This is a genomic window from Streptomyces sp. NPDC088553 (assembly GCF_044752965.1).
GTDB lineage: Bacteria > Actinomycetota > Actinomycetes > Streptomycetales > Streptomycetaceae > Streptomyces.
Map to the genome: position 1 here is coordinate 431676 of NZ_JBIVMG010000002.1, position 18034 is coordinate 449709.

The window sequence follows — 18034 nt, forward strand, 5'->3', positions numbered from 1 at the left end:
CGTCACGAACATCATCGAATGGGGCCCGCCGCCCGCACCACCGCGCGCTGTAGGAATCGGGCCGTGAATCCTCCTCGCTTTGTCGAAGCGAGTCCGTGGTCAGACGGCCCCGTCGCCGCCCGGGGCGAGGAGTTCCTCGATCCTGAGGCCGAGGTGCAGAGTGAGCCGGTGGGCGCCGTCGTCGAGGTCCAGTCCGGTGATCTCCTGGATCTGGCGCAGGCGGTAGTAGAGCGAGGTGCGGTGGATTCCCAGCGCGTCCGCGGTACGGGGGATCGATCCCGCGTGTTCGAGGAAGCAGCGCAGGGTGTCCCGCAGGCGGTCGCCGCCATGGGTGTCGCCCAGCGTACGGAGCGGCTTGGGGACCAGGGACGCGTTCAGGGCGTGCTCGGGGAGCTGGAACAGCACCGCGAGCTCCCCGAGCAGCTCCCAGTCACCGGCGCTCTTCAGAGTGGGCAGTCGGCGTGCCGCGCGTGCCGCCACGAGCGCCTGCTCGTATGACGTCCATGCGTCGTTCAGGCTGGGGTGCCGGCCTCCGACGCCGATCACGGGGTCCGCCGACGGGCCCAGGAAGGTGTGGAGTTCGTCGAGGATGCGGGCGGACTGTGCGGTGACCTCGTCCTGGCCGGGTGGGCGGTCGCGCAGCTGGAGCAGTGTCGCCCGCTCCTTGCCGATCGCGATGAGGCCCTGGGCCGAACGCGTCTGCCGGAACCCCTCCAGCGCCCCCCACAGGGCCGCCTCGGACTGCCGCACCAGCTCGGTCGCGCAGCTCAGCTGGACGATGGTGACCAGGACGTGTTCGGCTGCTCCGAGCAGTCCGAGTTCCCGGCCTCGCCGGCTTGCGGTGGTACGGGCGGCGACGTCGGTGCCGACCAGTTCGAGGACGAGGTCCCGCTCATCCGCCTTCCGGGTGTCGGTGGCGATGCGCTCTCCGTGCATCTGGGCTGCCATGGCGTCCGCGGCCCGGGCGATGGCACGCGTCTCGTGCTCCGCGAGCGTCTTCTCGGGCACGACCACCAGGAGCAGTCCGAGGAGATGCCCGCGCTCACGCAGGGGCACGACATAGCGGGGCAGCAGTCCGAGATCGTCACGGCCCTCGATGAATCCGGCTCGGGACCACCGGGTCACGCCCTGGTCGAGGACGTAGCGGATGCTCGCGTTGTCGGCGCGGCCCTGCAACAGGGTGCCGATGCGGACCGGGTCCTCGTCGCCGAAGTGGCGGCTCGTACAGACCATGCGGACCAGCGGGTCGTCGACGGCGACGGACCGGCCGAGCCGCTCCGCGAGCTCGTCGACAAGCGCCTGGAGCTCGGGGCTGCCGGGGCGGGCTCGCTGGAGCCTTACGGTCATGCGCTGTTCCTCTCTCGACCAACGGTTCCCCGCGGACTTCTCCATTCCGCGGCTCTTGATCATTCTGAGGAAGCGACGACGTCGGCACATCGCGCGAATCGTCCATTGCCATGACACCCGCAGGGGATACGAAGCGACTACGCTCCGCTGTCGCGGTGCTTCACCAGCCGGGTCAGCTCCACGCGCGAGGTGATGTCCAGCTTGGTGAAGGCCCGGCGCAGGTGCGAACCCACCGTGTGCGGCGAGAGGGAGAGGTGCTCGGCCACCTGCTGGTTGGTCAGCCCTTGTGCCACGAGCCGTACCACCCGTATCTCCGCGGCCGTCAGCTCGGGCCACGCCCCGGAGAGTCCGGCCATCGATGGCCGGCGGCGGACACCAGCGGCCCGCAGGCGCCGGCGGACGCGGGCGACGTCCCGCTCGGCGCCCGCCCGCGCGTAGAGCGCGAGGGCCGTGTCGAGGTACGGCACCGCCTCGGACGTGCGGGTGGCCGCGAGCTTGCGTCCGGCGTCCTCCAGTGCCGACGCCCGGGCCAGCGGCCGAGGGCAGTCCTCGTACAGCCGGACGGCGCGTACGAGAGGGGCGAGGTCGTTGTCGAGGAGCCCCCGGGCGTGCGCGGCGGTGGCGGCCAGGAACGTGAGGTGGGGGTTGAGCGCGGCCAGTCGCTCGGCCAGGGCCACTGCCTGCGCGGCCCGTGCGTGTGCGCCGGCACGCAGAGCCAGGCGGACGAGGACCGGGGCGTCCGCGGGGTCGACCAGGCCGGCGTAGGCCGGCCGGTCCGCTGCGGGCGACGTCATCACCTCGTCGAGTTCGGCCATGGCACGATCGGGCCGGCCTTCGAAGTCGGCCATCAGCGCCAGCATCCAGGAGCCGAAGTGCCGGACGACGGGTGCGCCGTCGCTCCGCATGCGCCTCGCCTCCGCCGCGTACGCTCGTGCGGTCTGCCGGTCGTTGGTGTGGAGGGCGACGCGCATCATCACGTACCGGAGCGTGACGTCGGCGAGGTTGCCCGGGCCGAGGTCGTCGGTCGTCACGGACGCGGCTTCGGCGTCGGCCCGGGCGTCCGTCAGTCGTCCGGCCTCCAGAAGGATGCGGGACCGGGTCATGAGCCACATACCGGTGGCCGCCGTCCGGCCCTGCTCCCTGGTGATCCGGATGCCGTCCTCCGCGGCGGCGAGCGCCTCCGCGGAGCGTCCGGTGGTGTGCGAGAGGAGAGCGTGCCACAAGGCCTCCGGAACCCACAGCGAGGTGCTGACGCCCAGGGCGTCGGCCAGCGCGACGGACCGCTCGGCCTGCCGGAACGCCTCGGTCAGGTCCATGCGGTGGAAGCTCGCGGCCGAGCGGACCGTCGTCAGCGTGGCCTCGGCGGAGCGGTCCCCCGCTGCCGCCGCGGTCTCCCACGCCTCCGCGGCGACCCGCTCGGCCGCCGAGTGTTCGCCCGACATCGACAGGCCGACGGCGAGCATGGCGAGCAGTCGCCCCCTCACGTCCACGGGGATCCCGTGCAGCGCCGACCCGGCGCGGGCCTGGCGGACCGCCTCGGAGAAGTCGAACGGTACGGCGAGGCGTGCCAGGGCGAGGCGTATGCGCGCCTCGTCCTCCGGTCCGAGAGCGCCGGTCGCCAGGGCGGAGGTTCCCAGCTCACGCGCTTGGGCGGCCCGGCCCGTCTGCCAGAGCAGCGGAATCGTCTCGGCGATGATCCGCGGCCGCTCCGGAGCGGCCGCCGTGGTGAGTTCCAGGGCCTTGAGGCTGCGTTCCGCGGCGGGTCCGGGAGCGGTGGCCGCGAGTTCCGCCGCGGCGGTGCGCAGCCGGTCGGCCTCCGCCGCGTCCGCCGCCGCTCTCCCGGTCGACGGCCCGGGACGCTCGACGGGGGAGGCCGCGCTGCCCGGCGGCAGTTCTGCGGCGTGACCACGCAGGGCATGACGCAGGGGCAACGGGAGGCCGGCTTCCACCGCTTCGCGGATCAGTTCGTGGCGGAAGGCGAGGTGATCGCCGCTTTCGATGAGCAGATCGGCGTCGAGGGATTCCCGTACCGCTGTGATGAGCGCCGCCGAGGGCCTGCCGAGCAGTTCGGCCAGCAGCGCGACGGTGACCGGGCCGCCCAGGGCGGCCGCCGTCTGCACCAGCTCCCGTGCCTCGTCGGACAGCTGGTCGAGGCGGCGCACGACTGAGGGGAGTTCCCGTGGGGCGGGGGGACCGGCCGGCAGCGTGGCCGTGCCGTTCTCGATCGTCACCACCTCCCGCAGCGAGCCGAGCAGTGCGACCAGCAGCTGCGGGACTCCCTCGGCACGGCGGACGACGCGGAGGACGTCCGGGTCGGGGGCGGCACCGAGGACGTCCTCGGTGATCCGTGTGGTGGCCCGGTCGTCCAGCGCTCCCAGTGCCAGCTCGTGTGCGCCTGCCTGCCGGATCCTGTCCAGGGTCGTGCGCACTCCCGAGGGCACGCCACCGCCGCGCACGGCGACCAGCCACAGGATGGCGTGCGAGGAGAGTCCGGCCGCGAGGGTGTTGAAGGTGAGAAGGGTCAGGTCGTCACACCACTGGAGGTCGTCGAGGACGACGAGCAGGGGTCCGTTCCGAGCCGTCTCCCGCAGGCGGTCCCCCAGTTCCTGAAGCAGCCAGAAGCGCTGGCCGGGTGTCGTGGCGAGGTCCCTGAGGCGGACGGCACCCGACAGCGGTTCCTCGCCGGAGAGCAGACCGTCGAGGAGCGGGCCGAGCGGCACGAACTGTTCGTCGGGGTCCGCCGCTCCCTCGAACACCCTCGTCCCGCGCCGCCTCGCGGCTGCCGCGGCCTCGGCGAGGATCCTGGACCTGCCGATGCCGACGGGGCCTTCGACGCGGATGATCCCGCCTTCGCCCCGGTCGAGCGCGTCGAGCCGCGCCTCGATGAACGCCAGTTCGGCGTCCCTGCCGCGGAGGGGCGTCCGTACACCCTCGAGTTCCTCGGGCACGGTCCTTGTCGTCACTCGGTTCACGCTCATACGGCGGAACAGTATGAACCATATGAACCACCCCGCCGTCGCCCGGCCCGGGGTGCCCGGACCGGGTGCCCGTCTCAGTCGAAGCGCAGGTCGGCGAGTTGCCGTTCGAGGACGGTGACGTCGTCCTCGGGCTCTTCACCGACCGGGCGCGCCGCCATGAGCGCGGCGAGCTCGACGCCCGCCCGGCGGGCGCGGCCGGGCAGGCCGTCGGTGTACTCGTCTCCCCCCGAGCCCCAGTCCTCGGAGGCCGCGAAGACGGCGGTGGGGACGACCACGGCACGGAGATGGGCGAAGAGCGGGCGGGCGGCGTGCTCGAGGACCAGGGAGTGCCGGGCGGTACCGCCCGTCGCCGCGATCAGGACCGGCTTCCCGGAGAGGGCGTCCGGATCGATCACGTCGAAGAAGGACTTGAAGAGACCGCTGTAGGAGGCCGCGAACACGGGAGTCACCACGATCAGGCCGTCAGCCGCCGTCACCGCGTCGATCGCGGCGCCCAGTCGCGGCGGCGGAAAGCCGGTCACGAGGTGGTTGGCGATGTCGCCGGCCAGTTCCCGCAGCTCCACGACCTCGGTCGACGCCACGTGCCCCCGGGCGGAGAGTTCGTCGCGGGCCGCCTCGGCCAGCCGGTCCGCGAGCAGGCGGGTGGAGGAGGGGGTGCTCAGCCCCGCGGAGACGACGATCAGCCTCATGCGGCGGACACCTCCCGGACGGCTCGGAGCGACGCGTGCGTGGGGGCCTCCGGCACGCCGGCCGGACGTCCCTTCGCGAACTCCCTCCGCAGGACGGGCACGACCTCTTCGCCGAGGATGTCCAGCTGTTCGAGGACGGTCTTCAGAGGCAGGCCCGCGTGGTCCATCAGGAACAGCTGGCGCTGGTAGTCGCCGACGCTCTCCCGGAACGACAGGGTCCGCTCGATGACCTGCTGGGGAGAGCCCACGGTCAGCGGGGTCTGCTCGGTGAAGTCCTCCAGCGACGGGCCGTGGCCGTACACGGGAGCGTTGTCGAAGTAGGGGCGGAACTCCCTGACGGCGTCCTGGGAGTTCTTGCGCATGAAGACCTGTCCGCCCAGGCCGACGACGGCGTCCTCCGGCCGCCCGTGGCCGTGGTGCGCGAACCGGCGCCGGTAGAGCTGCACCATGCGCCTCGTGTGGTCGGCCGGCCAGAAGATGTTGTTGTGGAAGAAGCCGTCGCCGTAGAAGGCGGCCTGCTCCGCGATCTCGGGGGACCTGATGGAGCCGTGCCAGACGAAGGGCGGGACGCCGTCCAGGGGCCGGGGTGTCGAGGTGAAGGCCTGGAGCGGTGTACGGAACGTGCCCTCCCAGTCCACGACGTCCTCGCGCCACAGCCGGCGCAGCAGCGCGTAGTTCTCCTTGGCGAGGTTGATGCCCTGGCGGATGTCCTGGCCGAACCACGGGTAGACCGGACCGGTGTTGCCGCGGCCCAGCATGAGGTCGACCCGGCCGTCGGCCAGGTGCTGGAGCATCGCGTAGTCCTCGGCGATCTTCACCGGGTCGTTGGTGGTGATCAGCGTCGTGGACGTGGACAGGATCAGCTTCTCGGTGCGGGCGGCGATGTGGCCGAGCATGGTCGTCGGCGACGACGGAACGAACGGCGGATTGTGGTGCTCGCCCGTCGCGAAGACGTCCAGGCCGACTTCCTCGGCCTTGAGGGCGATGGCGACCATCGCCTTGATGCGCTCGTGTTCCGACGGAGTACGGCCGTCGGTGGGGTCGGGGGTCACGTCCCCGACGGTGAAGATGCCGAACTGCATGGGGTTTCTGCTCTCCTGGGCTCGTCCGGTTCCCGCGCAGGGGAACCGTGGCCGGGTGACGCCGGGGGCTCCGGCGTCACCCGGCGGGTCAACGGTGCGGCGTCACTTCGCCAGGAAGGCGAGGAGGGCGGTGTTGACCTCCTCGGCGTGGGTCCACAGCAGACCGTGCGGGGCGCCCTCGATCTCGACGTAGTCGGCCGACGGGAGCGCCTTGTGGAACGGGCGCGCCGTGCCCTCGGCCGGCAGGATGCGGTCGGCGGTGCCGTGCAGGATCAGGGCCGGCACGTCGACGGCGGGTATGTCGGCGCGGAAGTCGGTGTACCACGTCGCCGGCGCGGCGGACGCGGCGAAGGAGCCGCCGCGGGCCGCGGTGTTCCAGCTGTTGCGGACGGCCTCCTCGCTGATGCGGGTGCCCAGGTTCTCGTCGAGGTTGTAGAAGTCGTTGAAGAAGGCCGTGTAGTAGGCGTAGCGGTCGGCCTTGACGGCGGCGACGACGCCGTCGAAGAACTCCTTCGGGGCGACGCCGTCCGGGTTGTCGTCGCTCTTGAGCAGGCAGGGCTCGAGCGAGGCCAGGAAGGCGACCTTGGCGACCCGGCCGGAGCCGTACGTGGACACGTAGCGGGCGACCTCGCCGGTGCCCATGGAGAAACCGACCAGGACGGCGTCCTTCAGGTCGAGGGTCTCCATCACGGTGTTCAGGTCGGCGGCGAAGGTGTCGTAGTCGTAGCCGACGGTCGGCTGCGAGGACTGCCCGAAGCCGCGGCGGTCGTACGTGATCACGCGGTAGCCGGCGTCGAGCAGCGCGGCGCTCTGGCGTTCCCAGGAGTGGCCGTCGAGCGGGAACCCGTGGATGAGGACGACGGGCTGCCCGGCGCCCTGGTCCTCGAAGTACAGCTCGACGGGGTTGGTGTTCTCCTGGCCCACGGTGATGTACGGCATGGGGATGCTTCCTCGTTTCGGTTCGGCTGGTCCGCGCGTCGAAGCGGCGCGGCATGCCCGTCACGCTAGGACCGGTCCCGCACCTCCTGTTGCCGTACGACGCACCACACCTTGCACGGGGGCGCAGAGGTCGCTCAGCCGCCGGTGGCTGTTCCGGTGTCGCCCTCCGCAAGCACGATCCGGGCCAGGTGGACCCGCGAACGCACCGAGAGCTTCCGGAAGATCGACGCCAGATGGGTGTTGACCGTGTGCGGGGAGACGACGAGGGCCTCCGCGGCCGACCGGTTGGTGTGGCCCGCGGCGATCAGCCGGGCAACCTTGCGTTCCGAGGCCGTGAGCGCGTCCCAGCCCTGGCCGGGGCGCGGCCGGAGGCTTCCGGCGCGCCGGCCGGAACGGCTGGTGGCCCGTTCCAGATCGGCCCGGACCCGGTCGGCCTCGGCATCGGCCCCCGCCTGGGCGTAGATGTCGTGGGCTCTGGTCAGAGCGGTTGTCGCGGCGGGGTCGCCTGCGGTGAGGAGCGCCCGCCCCAGGTCGGCGGACGCGGCGGCGAGGGGCAGCGGCCGGGGGCCGGTGAGAAGGATGCGGACCGACCGCTCCAGGAGTCCTGGGTCGGCTTTCGCCACGGCGGACGCGTGGGCGGCCGCCCCCTGGGCGGTCGGCACGCCGGGGTTGCGGGTGGCGTGTTCGACAGCCTGGGCCGCGAGGTCCTCGGCCAGGTTCCGGTCCCCGCCGCGCAGGGCGATCCGCACGGCCTGGACGACATGGGGGCGCAGCAGCCGCCACCGGAGGAAGGGATGGTCCCGCTGCACGGATCGGAGCAGTTCGGCCGCTGCCGCGTGGTCGCCGTCGGCGTCGGCGACCACGGCCTCGAAGTACTGGTGCGTGGCGTGGTTGCCCGTGTTCGGCCGCTCGGCGACGGTCGCCCGCACGACGTCCAGATGCTCCCGCGCGGCCTCGCGGTCGCCGCGCAGCAACGCGAGGAGGCCGCGGTTGACGCGGATGTTGACCAGGTTGCCGGGCAGGTGGAGGTCCGCTTCGAGCCGTTCGGCGGTGACGAGATCGGCGTCCGCGTCGTCGATTCGGCCGAGCCCCATGTTCAGGGTTCCCTGGGCCCAGCTCAGCATGGCGGGGCGCAGGGGAGCGTCGCCCGCCGTCCGGAGCAGTCGCCGTACGGTGTCGAAGTCGTCCATGTGGATCCGGGCGACGGCCTCCTCGGGCAGGAAGGCCGTGTCGAACACGCTCAGCGCCGTGTGGTGTTCGACGGCGGTGGCGCAGTCGCCGGCGTTGAGTGCGATCTCGCCGAGGCCCCACAGCGCGAGGACACGGGCCTCCCGGTCACCGGACCGCTCCGCCTCGGCGAGCGCTTGTTCGCCGGTCTCGCGAGCGGCCCCGAGGTCGCGCCCGCGGGATTGGGCGAGAGCCTGCCGGGCGGTGAGCCGGGCGCGGATCGTCGGGTCGGTGACGGCTGCCAGTGCCGCCGTCGAGCGCCGGGTCAGCTCATGGACGTCGTCGAGGTGCCACAGCGTGTCGCCGAGGACGGACTGCAGACGGGCGAAGACGTCCAGGGGCGGCTGGCGGGCGAGCAGTGCGTCGCCGGTGTCCCGTGCCTGGGTGTACCGGCCCGCGCGGGTCAGCGCGACGATGGCCCGTTCGCCCACGTCGAACACCATGGGCGCGTGGGGCGGTACGAGTTCCAGTGCGCGGACGGCCAGGTCGGCGGCGAGATCGGGCATCACGGCGATCACGTCCGTGGCTGCCGTGCCGAGCAGCCCGATCGCCTCCTGGTCGCCGGGTTCGGCGCTCTTCAGCAGATGCGGGACAGCGTCGGTGGAGCTCCGGCCCACCGCGACGAGCCGGCTCGCGGCCTCACGGTGGAGCGCCCGGCGTACGGAAGGGGCGAGATCGGCGTACACCGCCTGGCGGAGCAGGTCGTGCCGGAACAGGAGGCGTTCGCCGTCGTCGTGGAGGAGGGCGGCGGCGATCGCCTCGTCCACTTCGGCGCTGAGTCCGGAGGCGGGCCGGCCGCACAGGGCGGCGGCGTCCGCGAGCGAGAACGTGCGGCCGAGGACCGAGCCGATCCGCAGGAAGTGGAGGGTGTCCGCCCGTAGGTCGGCCAGCCGGTCGCGTACGCCGAGGACCAGCCGCTCCGGCGGCTGCGGCGCGTCCGCGCCCGACGCCGCGATGCCCGCGAGCATCTCGGCCGCGAGGAAGGGGTTGCCTCCCGCCCCGTCGAGGAGTTCCGCGACCTGCGTCGGTGCGTCCCCGCCGAGAACGTCTTGTGCCAGCTCGGCCAGGGCCGTGTCGGACAGAGGCCGGAGGGGGAGGGTCGTCGTCCGTGGCCCCTGTCCGTAGGGTTCCGGGTCGTTCCTGCTCGTGAGCAGCCAGAGGACCGGGGAGCTGAGCAGCCGTGCCGGCATGACACCCAGGGCGAACCGGCTCAACGGGTCGGCCCATTGGACGTCGTCGACCGCGATCAGCACGGGCGTGCCCGCCGAGCGTTCCTCGATCAGCTGGGCCAGTCGTTCGACGAGCCAGATGCGCTGGCCGTGATGGCCCGCGAGGTCTGCGAAGTCCGTGCTGGTCAGCAGCGGCGGGTCACCGTGCAGGAGGCCGGAGGCCAGTGAGGCGAGCGGTGCCAGCTCGTGCAGTTCCTCGGCGCGTCCGTGGCTGACGACGAACCCGTGAGCCCGCGCGATCGAGACGGCCTCCTGCAGCAGTGCGGTCTTCCCGATCCCGGGCTCGCCCAGGAGCAGCGCGATCGCTCCTCCGTCGCCGTCGCGCACCGCCTCGACCAGGGCCCGCAGCCGCTCCAGCTCGGCTTCGCGGCCCCGCAGCCCGGGCCGGCTCAGCGCCGCGCTCCCGGGCACCGCCCCACCTGTCCCCTCGGGCCGGTCAGGGCTCATCCCTTGACCGATCCGGCGAGCAGTCCCCGTGCGAAGTGCCGCCGGAGGGAGAAGAAGACGAGCAGCGGGACGAATGCCGCGACGAAGGCTCCTGCGGTGAGCCGCTGCCACTCGTTGCCGTACGTCCCGGCCAGGCTCGCCAGTCTGACCGTCATCGGCGCGGTCTCGGCCGTCCCGCCCGACAGCGTCAGTGCCACGAGGAGGTCGTTCCACACCCAGATGAACTGGATGACGGCGAAGGAGACGAGGACCGGGCGGGCCAGGGGCAGCACGATCCGGAGCAGCAGCGCCCCGTGCGACGCGCCGTCGACGCGGGCGGCCTCGATCAGGTCCCGGGGCAGCTCCGCCAGGAAGTTGTGCAGGAGGAACACCGCGAACGGCAGCGCGAAGACCGTGTGGGCGAACCAGACCTGGCCGAAACGCGCGGGACCGGTGAGGTTCCACGCGGGCAGGAACAGCCAGCCCTGGGAGAACAGCTTCAGGAGGGGGACGAGCGCCATCTGGAGCGGCACGACCTGGAGCGCGAAGATGCCGACGACGAGCGTGTCCCGCCCTCTGAAGTCGATCCACGCCAGGGCGTAGGCCGCGAAGAACGCCAGCACGAGCGGGAACAGCACCGAGGGAAGGGTGATGACGACGGAGTTGACGAAGTACTCCGCGAGCCGCCCCGACCCGTTCCCGCCGCCGGACAGCACCTCGCCGTAGTTGTGGAGCGTGAGGCGCGGCGTACCGAACGCGGTCCACCAGCCCGTCGTCCTGATCCCCTGCTCGGGGCGGAACGAGGAGAGCAGCAGACCGAGGGTCGGCGTCGTCCAGAGGACCGCGATGACCACGGCGATCGATGTGGCGGCGCGAGACGCCAGTCGCTCCCGGACGCCGTTCACCCCGCCCTCCGCTGTGCCCGGACCTGGTGGGCGACGAAGGGCGTGACGAGGACGAGGAGGAGCACCGCGAGTGCGGCGCCGCGCCCTGTCTCGCCGTATCGGAAGGCCTGGTCGTACATCTCCTGGGCGATGACGCCCGTGTCGAACTGCCCACCGGTCATGGTCTCGACGATGTCGAAGGCCTTGATGGTGCCGATCGCCTGGGCGAGGACCACGACGAGCAGCGTGGGCCTGACCGACGGCAGGGTGATCCGCCAGAAGATCTGCCGGGGGGACGCGCCGTCGAGCTGGGCCGCCTCGGTCAGTTCTCCGGGAACGGCCCTGATCGCGCCGGTCAGCAGGACGGCCGCGAAGCCCGCCTGTGTCCACACCATCGCCATGATGAGGAACAGGACGTTCCAGGGAGGGTCCACGAGCCATTGCCGCGGTTCGCCGCCGAAGACGACGACGAGCTGGTTCAGCAGCCCGATCTGCCCGGCGTCCGCGGGACGGTAGGCGTAGACGAACTTCCAGACGACACCCGCGCCGACGAAGGAGATCGCCGTCGGCGTCAGGACGAGGGACAGCGCGAAGGTTCTGAACCGCGACCGTGCGACGGCCGCCGCGTAGAGCAGACCGACCGAGGTCGCCGTCAGCGGCACGAGCACGACCCACGTCAGGGTGTTGCGCAGCGCGACCAGCGACGTGGGGTCGGTGAACATCCACACGTAGTTGTCGAAGCCGACCCAGGTGTCTCCCCTGCTGTCGGTGAACGACAGCATCGCGGTGCGCAGGCCGGGCAGCAGGAGACCGACCGTGAGCAGCAGCAGCGCGGGGGCCAGCAGGATCAGGGCCGCGGCCCTCCTCCGTACCGGCCCCCGGTGCAGCGCCAGCAGGGTCAGGGAGACCACCGCCGCGAAGGCGGCGACGCCCTGGAGCAGGTACAGCAGCTTGGGCTGCTGGGCGACGACGTCGAACGACATCAGTGGCTCGGCCAGGAGCGTTCGATGGAGTCGGCGACCTGCCGGGTGCTCGCGCCACCGGTCCAGTCGACGGCTCCCTTCCAGAACGTCCCGGCGCCGACCGACGCCGGCATCAGGTCCGAACCGTCGAACCTGAACTCTGTCCTGGGGTCCTGGAGCAACTGGATCGAGAGCCTGTCGACGGGGGTCGCGGCGTTCGCCGGACGCACGCCCTTGTTCGCCGAGACGAACGGGCCCTTCCTCATGCGCGCGTTCGCGAAGTCCGCGGAGGCCAGATACTCCTGGAACGCCCGTACCTCGGGACGGTCGGCGAACGCCGCCGTGAACACTCCACCGCCCAGTACGGGGCGGTTGGCCGGTTCGACCCCCGGCAGGAGGAACGCGTAGACGTCCTCGTCCGGTCCGATCTCGGTGCCCTTCGGCCACATGTCGGCATAGAACGAGGCCTGGCGGTGCATCGCACAGTCGCCGGAGAGAACCGGTGTGCCGGCCTCCTGGAAGGAGATCGACGCCATCGAACGGGCCGGACCGAAACCGCCGTTGGCGTACCGGTCGCTCTTGAGGATGGACCCCACGGTGTCCATGGCCTTGATCACCCGCGGGTCGTTGAACGGGATCTTGTGGGCGACCCACCGGTCGTAGACGTCCGTGCCCTGCTGACGCAGCAGGACGTCCTCGATCCAGTCCGTCACCGGCCAGCCGGTCGCCTCGGCGGACTCGATGCCCGCGCACCACGGCTTGACTCCCGACGCCGCGACCTTCTCCGTCACGGCCATCAGCTCGGACCACGTGCGGGGAACGCTCAGTCCCCTGTCCCGGAAGAACCTCGGCGAGTACCAGACGAACGACTTCACGTTCGCGACCAGTGGCGTGCCGTAGAGGGTGCCGTTCACGGTCGCGTAGCTGTTCCAGTCCGCCGACCAGCCCTCCTTCGCGAGGGCCACGACCCCGGCGCTCGCGGGCTTGAGCTTCCCCGCCCGCGCGAAGCGTTCCAGGAGGCCGGGCTGAGGGAAGAACGCCACGTCAGGCGCGCTCCCGCCGTCGACCCGGAGCTGGATCCGGGCTTCGAACTCCCCGTCCCCCTCGTACTGGACGTCGATTCCCGTGCAGTCCGCGAAGTCCGCCCAGGTCTCTTCGAACAGGTCGGCCTCCCGGTCCCGGTTCTCGGCGTAGACGGTGACCTGGGTGCCGGGGTGCTTGCCGTACCTGGCGTACGGCCCACAGTCCACGGCGGTGTGCGACTGCGAACCACTGTCCTGCGGAACACCGCAGGCGGTGGCGAGGGCGGCGAGGGTGATGACGGCGAGCGCGAGCCTCGCGCCGAACCTCATGGGTGTAGCTCCTCCGATCGCCCGCCGAAGGATCCTCGGGGGCGATCAGAAGCTACCAGCGCGCGAACATTATCGACTAATCGTTCGATCCTGAACGATCGAGTCAGTGAGCGGTGGACCCGGCCGCGTCCCGGATCAGCTCCGCCACGGCCTTGGGCTGGGCAAGCATGACCAGGTGGGAGGAGTCGACCTCCACGATGGTCATGCCGGCGCGCTCGTAGCCGTAGCGCTCCACGTCGGGGTTGATCGTGCGGTCGGAGGAGGCGACCAGGCCCCACGAGGGCTTGGTCTTCCACGCCGCGACGGGCGCCGCCTCCGAGAAGGCACGTGCGGCCAGGGGGCGCTGGGAGACGGCGAGCACCGCGGCGAGGTCAGGGTCGACGTCCGCCGCGAAGAGGGCGGGGAACTTCTCGATCTCCACCGAGACGTCGGTGCCGGTCTCGGTGGAGCCGGCCACCGGGAACGGGGTGTAGACGAGCGCGTCGGCGAGACCGGAGTCGGGGAAGCGGCCCTGCAGCTCGCCCAGGCTCTCGCCCTCCTCCAGCGCGTATCCCGCGAGGTACACCAGTGCGCGGACGTTGTCCTCCGCGCCGGCGAGGGTGATGACGGCACCGCCGTAGGAGTGCCCGACGAGGATCACGGGGCCTTCGACGGCGCGGATCACCGAGGCGATGTACGCGGCGTCGTCGACGAGGCCGCGGTTGGGCACCGCCGGGGCCACCACTTCCATGCCGGCGGCGGTCAGCTCGGGGATGACGCGGGCGAAGCTGGAGGCGTCGGCGAAGGCGCCGTGGACCAGGACGACGCTGGGGCGGGCGTGTCGGGGCATGGGGGAACTCCTCGGTACGTGACGGGTGATGGGGCTGGTGATGCGGGAGATGGATGTGTGGTGCTTCACAGGCCGAAGCGGGCGCGCCTCGACTCGGGCACCAGGTCGGTGTACTCGGGGTGCTTGCCGATCCAGCCCCGGACGAAGGGGCAGTACGGCAGGACGCGCAGCCCACGGTTCCGGGCGTCGTCGAGCGCTCCCTGGGCAAGGAGTCCGCCCAGGCCCTGGCCGGCGAAACGGCTGTCGATCTCGGTGTGGATGAAGGCGATCTCGCCCTCCGAGAGGTGGTACTCGGCGAAGCCCGCGGTCTCGGTGCCGTCGTCGCCGGCGAGGATCTCGTACCGGGACTTCTGGGGCCGGTCGGTCACCTGCGGTTCCATGGGTGCTCCTGTGCGGTCGTGGTGTGACGGTGTGCGGTCGTGGTGTGACGGTGTGCCGGTGCGGGTGCGGGTGCGGGTGCGGGTGCGGGTGCGGGTGCGGGTGCGGTCAGAGCGTGCGGCGTACGCCCGCCTGGCGTTCCAGGTTGCGGAGCTGGACGGACAGGTCGCCTTCCACCGCGAGGTGGGCGGGGCCGCTGCGGCCGATGGGCAGGACCTGCTCGCTGCGCATGTCCTCCAGCATCAGGGCGAACGCCGTGTACATCGCGACGAGCGCCACCACGAGGCCGAGCGCACCGGACGTACGCGTCAGCCACTCGGCGCCGGTGATGCCCCCGAGGCCGGTGGTCGCCCAGCGGGGCAGGGAGACCGCGAGGACGAGCCAGAGCGCGCGCTTGGGCCGGGTCACGGCGGTCATCAGGGCCCCGAAGCAGAGGAGCGCCAGGTTGAACACGCCGAGGACCTGGAGGCCGTCGGGCGCGCCGCTGAGCATGACGAGCGAGTAGGGCAGCCAGCTGCCGGCGAACACCGCCATCAACGTCGCCGCGATCACATCACGGGCGCCGAAGGCCAGGACGCTCACCAGGAGTTGGAGGACGAAGGCCGGCAGCACCGTGAAGGCGACGGCGGCGCGGGCCGCCTCGTCGAAGAGCCCGAGCTGGAGGCAGCCCGTCATCACGGAGGCGATGGCTATCGTGAAGAAGCCGAGCGGCATGGGTGAGGCGATGGGGCGCAGGTTGATCCGTGTCATCGACCGGAGGTCCGGCTCGAAACGGCGTTCCGGGGCGTCCAGCGAGGCCGCCGGGGTGTCGCCGCCGTCGGCGGCGGGGGATGCTGCGGACATCGGGTGGATCTCTCTCTCAGTGCGCGAAGCAGGGGTCGACGAAGGACGGCGTCGTGTCGGGGACGGAGCCGCGGGCGACGCGCCAGCGGCGGTGCCGCTCGGACTCGGCGACGGCGTCGGCCACGGCCGACGCCTGGCGGGCGCCGCTCTGGTAGCCGCCGAAGTGGGCCACGGGGCTCCACTCCGGGGTGACCGACGGCATGGCCTCGTCGAGACCCTCGTACTCGGCGGAGGCGTAGACGATGCGGCCGCCGACGACGGTGAGGACGGACTCGATGTCGGGAATGACGTCCTCGGGCACAGCGAAGAAGTCGTCGGAGAGGATCGTGAGGTCGCCGTACCAGCCCTCTCGAAGGGTGCCCTTGACGTCCTGCTCGCCGGTGAGCCGCGCTCCGCCCCGGGTGTAGAGCCCGAGGGCGGTCTCCCGGTCGATCAGGTTCCCGGCCGGGTAGAGGGCCGTGCCGCCTACGGTGCGCCCGGTGACCAGCCAGTGGAGCGCGACCCACGGGTTGTACGAGGAGACGCGGGTGGCGTCCGTGCCGGCGGCCACCGTGAGGCCCCGGTCGAGCATGGCGCGGACCGGCGGGGTGTGGGCGGCGGCCTCGGCTCCGTACCGGTCGCGGAAGGCGGTGCCCTGGAAGGACATGCGGTTCTGCACGGACACGGCGCCGCCGAGGGCCGCGATCCGGTCCAGGCTGTCGGCCGAGACCGTCTCGGCGTGGTCGAAGAGCCAGCGGTTGCCGCCGGGGAAGAGGCCTTCGGCCGCGAGCTTCTCGAAGACGGCCAGGTCGCGGCGGATCGTCTCGTCGTAGGTCGCGTGGAGGCGGAAGCCCCAGCCGTTCTCAAGGAGAAGCCGGACGGCCCTCTCGAACTCGGCCTCGTAGCCGGCGGCGAGTTCGGGCCGAGGTTCGGAGAAGTTCTCGAAGTCGGCGGCGGCCCATGTCAGGTTCTCTCCCGCGCCGTTGAGCCGGAGCCACTCGTCCCCGTCCCCGGGCTTGACCATCTCGGTCCAGCGCTTCAGGTCGGCGAGCTCCTGACCGGCCGTCTGCGGAAAGAGGTGGTAGGCGATCCGGAGGGTCAGGTCCCCCGACCGGGCGAGGTCGACGACCGTGGCGTAGTTGTCGGGGAAGTTCTGGAACCCGCCGGCGGCGTCGACCGCGGACGTCAGTCCGAAGCGGTTCAGCTCGCGCAGGAAGTGGCGCGTCGACGCCCGCTTGTCGGCCTCGTCCAGGGGCGGCGCCTTGGCCAGGGTCGAGTACAGGATCAGGGCGCTCGGGGCGGCGAGGAGGACACCGGTGGGTTCACCGTCCCGGCCGCGTACGATCTGCCCACCGCGCGGGTCGGGGGTCTCCCGGGTGAATCCGGCGGCCTTGACGGCGGCCCGGTTCATCAGCGCCGACTGGTACAGGTGAAGGACGAACACCGGGGTGTCGGGGGCGGCGGCGTTCAGCTCGGCGACGGTCGGCATCCTGCGCTCGGCGAACTGCTCGGCGGTCCAGCCGCCCACCACCCGGATCCACTGCCCCTTCGGGGTGCGGCCGGCCTGCTCACGCAGCATCGCGAGGGCGTGGCGGAGGCTTCGTACGCCGTCCCAGCGCAACTCCAGTACGTAGTTCAGGCCGCCCCGGATGACATGCAGGTGCGAGTCGTTGAGGCCGGGGACCACCCGGCGGCCGAGGGCGTCGACGACCTTCGTTCCCGGCCCCACGAGGTGGGCGAGATCGTGGTCGTCGCCGAGGGCCGCGATCCGGCCGTCGCGGATCGCGACGGCGCGTGCCTCGGGCCGGTCGGGGTCACCGGTGAAGACCTTGGCGTTGCGGACGAGGAGGTCGGCGTGCTCGTGCTCCCGACGCGGGGCGGGAACGAGGCCCGACACCGGCATGCTGGTCGACGGCCCGGTCATGCGAGGGCCTTGCGCAGGGTGTCGGTGGCGAGACCGATGGCGAGTTCCGCGGCCTGCGTCTCGCGCAGTGCGTTCAGCATGACGAAGTCGTGGATGGTCCCCTGCACGCGCAGGGCGGTGACGGGGACGCCGGCGTCGCGGAGCTTCGCCGCGTACGCCTCGCCCTCGTCGCGCAGGACGTCGGCCTCGGCGGTGATGACCAGGGCCGGCGGCAGGCCGGTCAGCTGCTCGGTGGAGGCGCGCAGCGGGGAGGCGGTGATCTGGGCGCGCTCGGCCTCGTCGGTCGTGTACTGGTCCCAGAACCACTTCATGGCGTCGCGGCGCAGGAAGTAGCCCTCGCCGAACCGGTGGTACGAGTCGGTGTCGAAGCTCGCGTCCGTGACCGGGTAGAAGAGGACCTGCTGGACGACAGTGACGTCGCCGCGCTGCTTGGCCATGAGGGTGAGGGCGGCGGTCATGTTCCCGCCCACGGAGTCGCCCGCGACGGCGATCCGGGCGCCGTCGAGGTCCTTGTGGTGCCCGTCGCGTGCCACCCACTGGGCGACGCTGTAGTTCTGCTCGATGGCGACGGGGTAGCGCGCCTCGGGCGAGAGGTCGTACTCGGGGAACACCACGGCCGCCCGGGTGCCGACGGCGAGTTCGCGGACGAGCCGGTCGTGGGTGTGAGCGTTGCCGAAGACCCAGCCCGCTCCGTGGATGTAGAGGATGACGGGAAGCGGGCCGGTGGCGCCGCGGGGGCGGACGATCCGGGCCCGGACGTCGCCGGTCGGGCCGCCGTGAACGGTGATCCACTCCTCGTCGACCTCGGGCAGGGGGACGCCCTCACCGCTCTGGACACCGTCCACGGCCTTACGGCCTTCGGCTACGGGGATCTGGTAGAGGTACGGCGGCTGCGCGGTGGCGTCGGCGAAGGCCTGGGCGGCGGGTTCGAGGATCGGACGGTTCTTCATGAGGGGTTCTCCTTCT

Annotated in this window: 14 protein-coding genes; all 14 read right to left on the reverse strand. The window is 71.8% G+C overall.

Going from position 1 to position 18034, the window contains the following annotated elements:
• Positions 1 to 99: 99 nt before the first annotated feature.
• Complete coding sequence (locus tag ACIP8Z_RS07130) at positions 100 to 1347, reverse strand: PucR family transcriptional regulator (RefSeq protein ID WP_402079789.1); 1248 nt, start codon at positions 1345 to 1347, stop codon at positions 100 to 102.
• A 137-nt stretch (positions 1348 to 1484) separates the two neighbouring features.
• Positions 1485 to 4325, reverse strand: a complete 2841-nt coding sequence (locus tag ACIP8Z_RS07135) for an AAA family ATPase (protein WP_402079791.1) — start codon at positions 4323 to 4325, stop codon at positions 1485 to 1487.
• Positions 4326 to 4399: 74 nt separating this feature from the next.
• Entirely contained in the window at positions 4400 to 5014 is a 615-nt protein-coding gene (locus tag ACIP8Z_RS07140; RefSeq protein WP_402079794.1) for an FMN reductase, read from the reverse strand.
• Positions 5011 to 6096 carry an LLM class flavin-dependent oxidoreductase gene (locus ACIP8Z_RS07145; protein WP_402079796.1) on the reverse strand — a complete coding sequence of 362 codons (1086 nt, stop codon included), beginning with the start codon at positions 6094 to 6096 and terminating at the stop codon, positions 5011 to 5013. The genes ACIP8Z_RS07140 and ACIP8Z_RS07145 overlap by 4 nt, the downstream gene beginning before the upstream one ends.
• Positions 6097 to 6198: 102 nt before the next feature.
• Positions 6199 to 7035, reverse strand: a complete 837-nt coding sequence (locus tag ACIP8Z_RS07150) for an alpha/beta fold hydrolase (RefSeq protein WP_402079798.1) — start codon at positions 7033 to 7035, stop codon at positions 6199 to 6201.
• A gap of 134 nt (positions 7036 to 7169) precedes the next feature.
• Complete coding sequence (locus ACIP8Z_RS07155; protein ID WP_402079801.1) at positions 7170 to 9938, reverse strand: AAA family ATPase; 2769 nt, start codon at positions 9936 to 9938, stop codon at positions 7170 to 7172.
• Positions 9935 to 10822: a carbohydrate ABC transporter permease gene (locus tag ACIP8Z_RS07160; protein WP_402079803.1), complete on the reverse strand. Its 888-nt coding sequence runs from the start codon at positions 10820 to 10822 to the stop codon at positions 9935 to 9937. The genes ACIP8Z_RS07155 and ACIP8Z_RS07160 overlap by 4 nt, the downstream gene beginning before the upstream one ends.
• The gene (locus tag ACIP8Z_RS07165; protein WP_402079805.1) at positions 10819 to 11784 is read right to left on the reverse strand and encodes a carbohydrate ABC transporter permease; all 966 of its coding nucleotides are present in this window, start codon (positions 11782 to 11784) and stop codon (positions 10819 to 10821) included. Before ACIP8Z_RS07165 ends, ACIP8Z_RS07160 begins: the two co-directional genes overlap by 4 nt.
• Positions 11784 to 13115: an ABC transporter substrate-binding protein gene (locus ACIP8Z_RS07170; protein ID WP_402079807.1), complete on the reverse strand. Its 1332-nt coding sequence runs from the start codon at positions 13113 to 13115 to the stop codon at positions 11784 to 11786. Before ACIP8Z_RS07170 ends, ACIP8Z_RS07165 begins: the two co-directional genes overlap by 1 nt.
• Before the next feature lie 103 nt (positions 13116 to 13218).
• Entirely contained in the window at positions 13219 to 13944 is a 726-nt protein-coding gene (locus ACIP8Z_RS07175) for an alpha/beta fold hydrolase (protein WP_402079809.1), read from the reverse strand.
• A 65-nt stretch (positions 13945 to 14009) separates the two neighbouring features.
• Positions 14010 to 14324, reverse strand: coding sequence for a GNAT family N-acetyltransferase (locus ACIP8Z_RS07180; RefSeq protein WP_402079811.1), 315 nt, complete (start codon positions 14322 to 14324; stop codon positions 14010 to 14012).
• A 106-nt stretch (positions 14325 to 14430) separates the two neighbouring features.
• Positions 14431 to 15165 carry a GPR1/FUN34/YaaH family transporter gene (locus ACIP8Z_RS07185; protein WP_402079813.1) on the reverse strand — a complete coding sequence of 245 codons (735 nt, stop codon included), beginning with the start codon at positions 15163 to 15165 and terminating at the stop codon, positions 14431 to 14433.
• A gap of 16 nt (positions 15166 to 15181) precedes the next feature.
• Positions 15182 to 17068 (reverse strand): amidohydrolase, encoded by a 1887-nt coding sequence (locus tag ACIP8Z_RS07190; RefSeq protein ID WP_402079816.1) that lies wholly within the window; start codon positions 17066 to 17068, stop codon positions 15182 to 15184.
• Complete coding sequence (locus ACIP8Z_RS07195) at positions 17065 to 18018, reverse strand: alpha/beta hydrolase (RefSeq protein ID WP_402079818.1); 954 nt, start codon at positions 18016 to 18018, stop codon at positions 17065 to 17067. The genes ACIP8Z_RS07190 and ACIP8Z_RS07195 overlap by 4 nt, the downstream gene beginning before the upstream one ends.
• Positions 18019 to 18034: the final 16 nt, after the last annotated feature.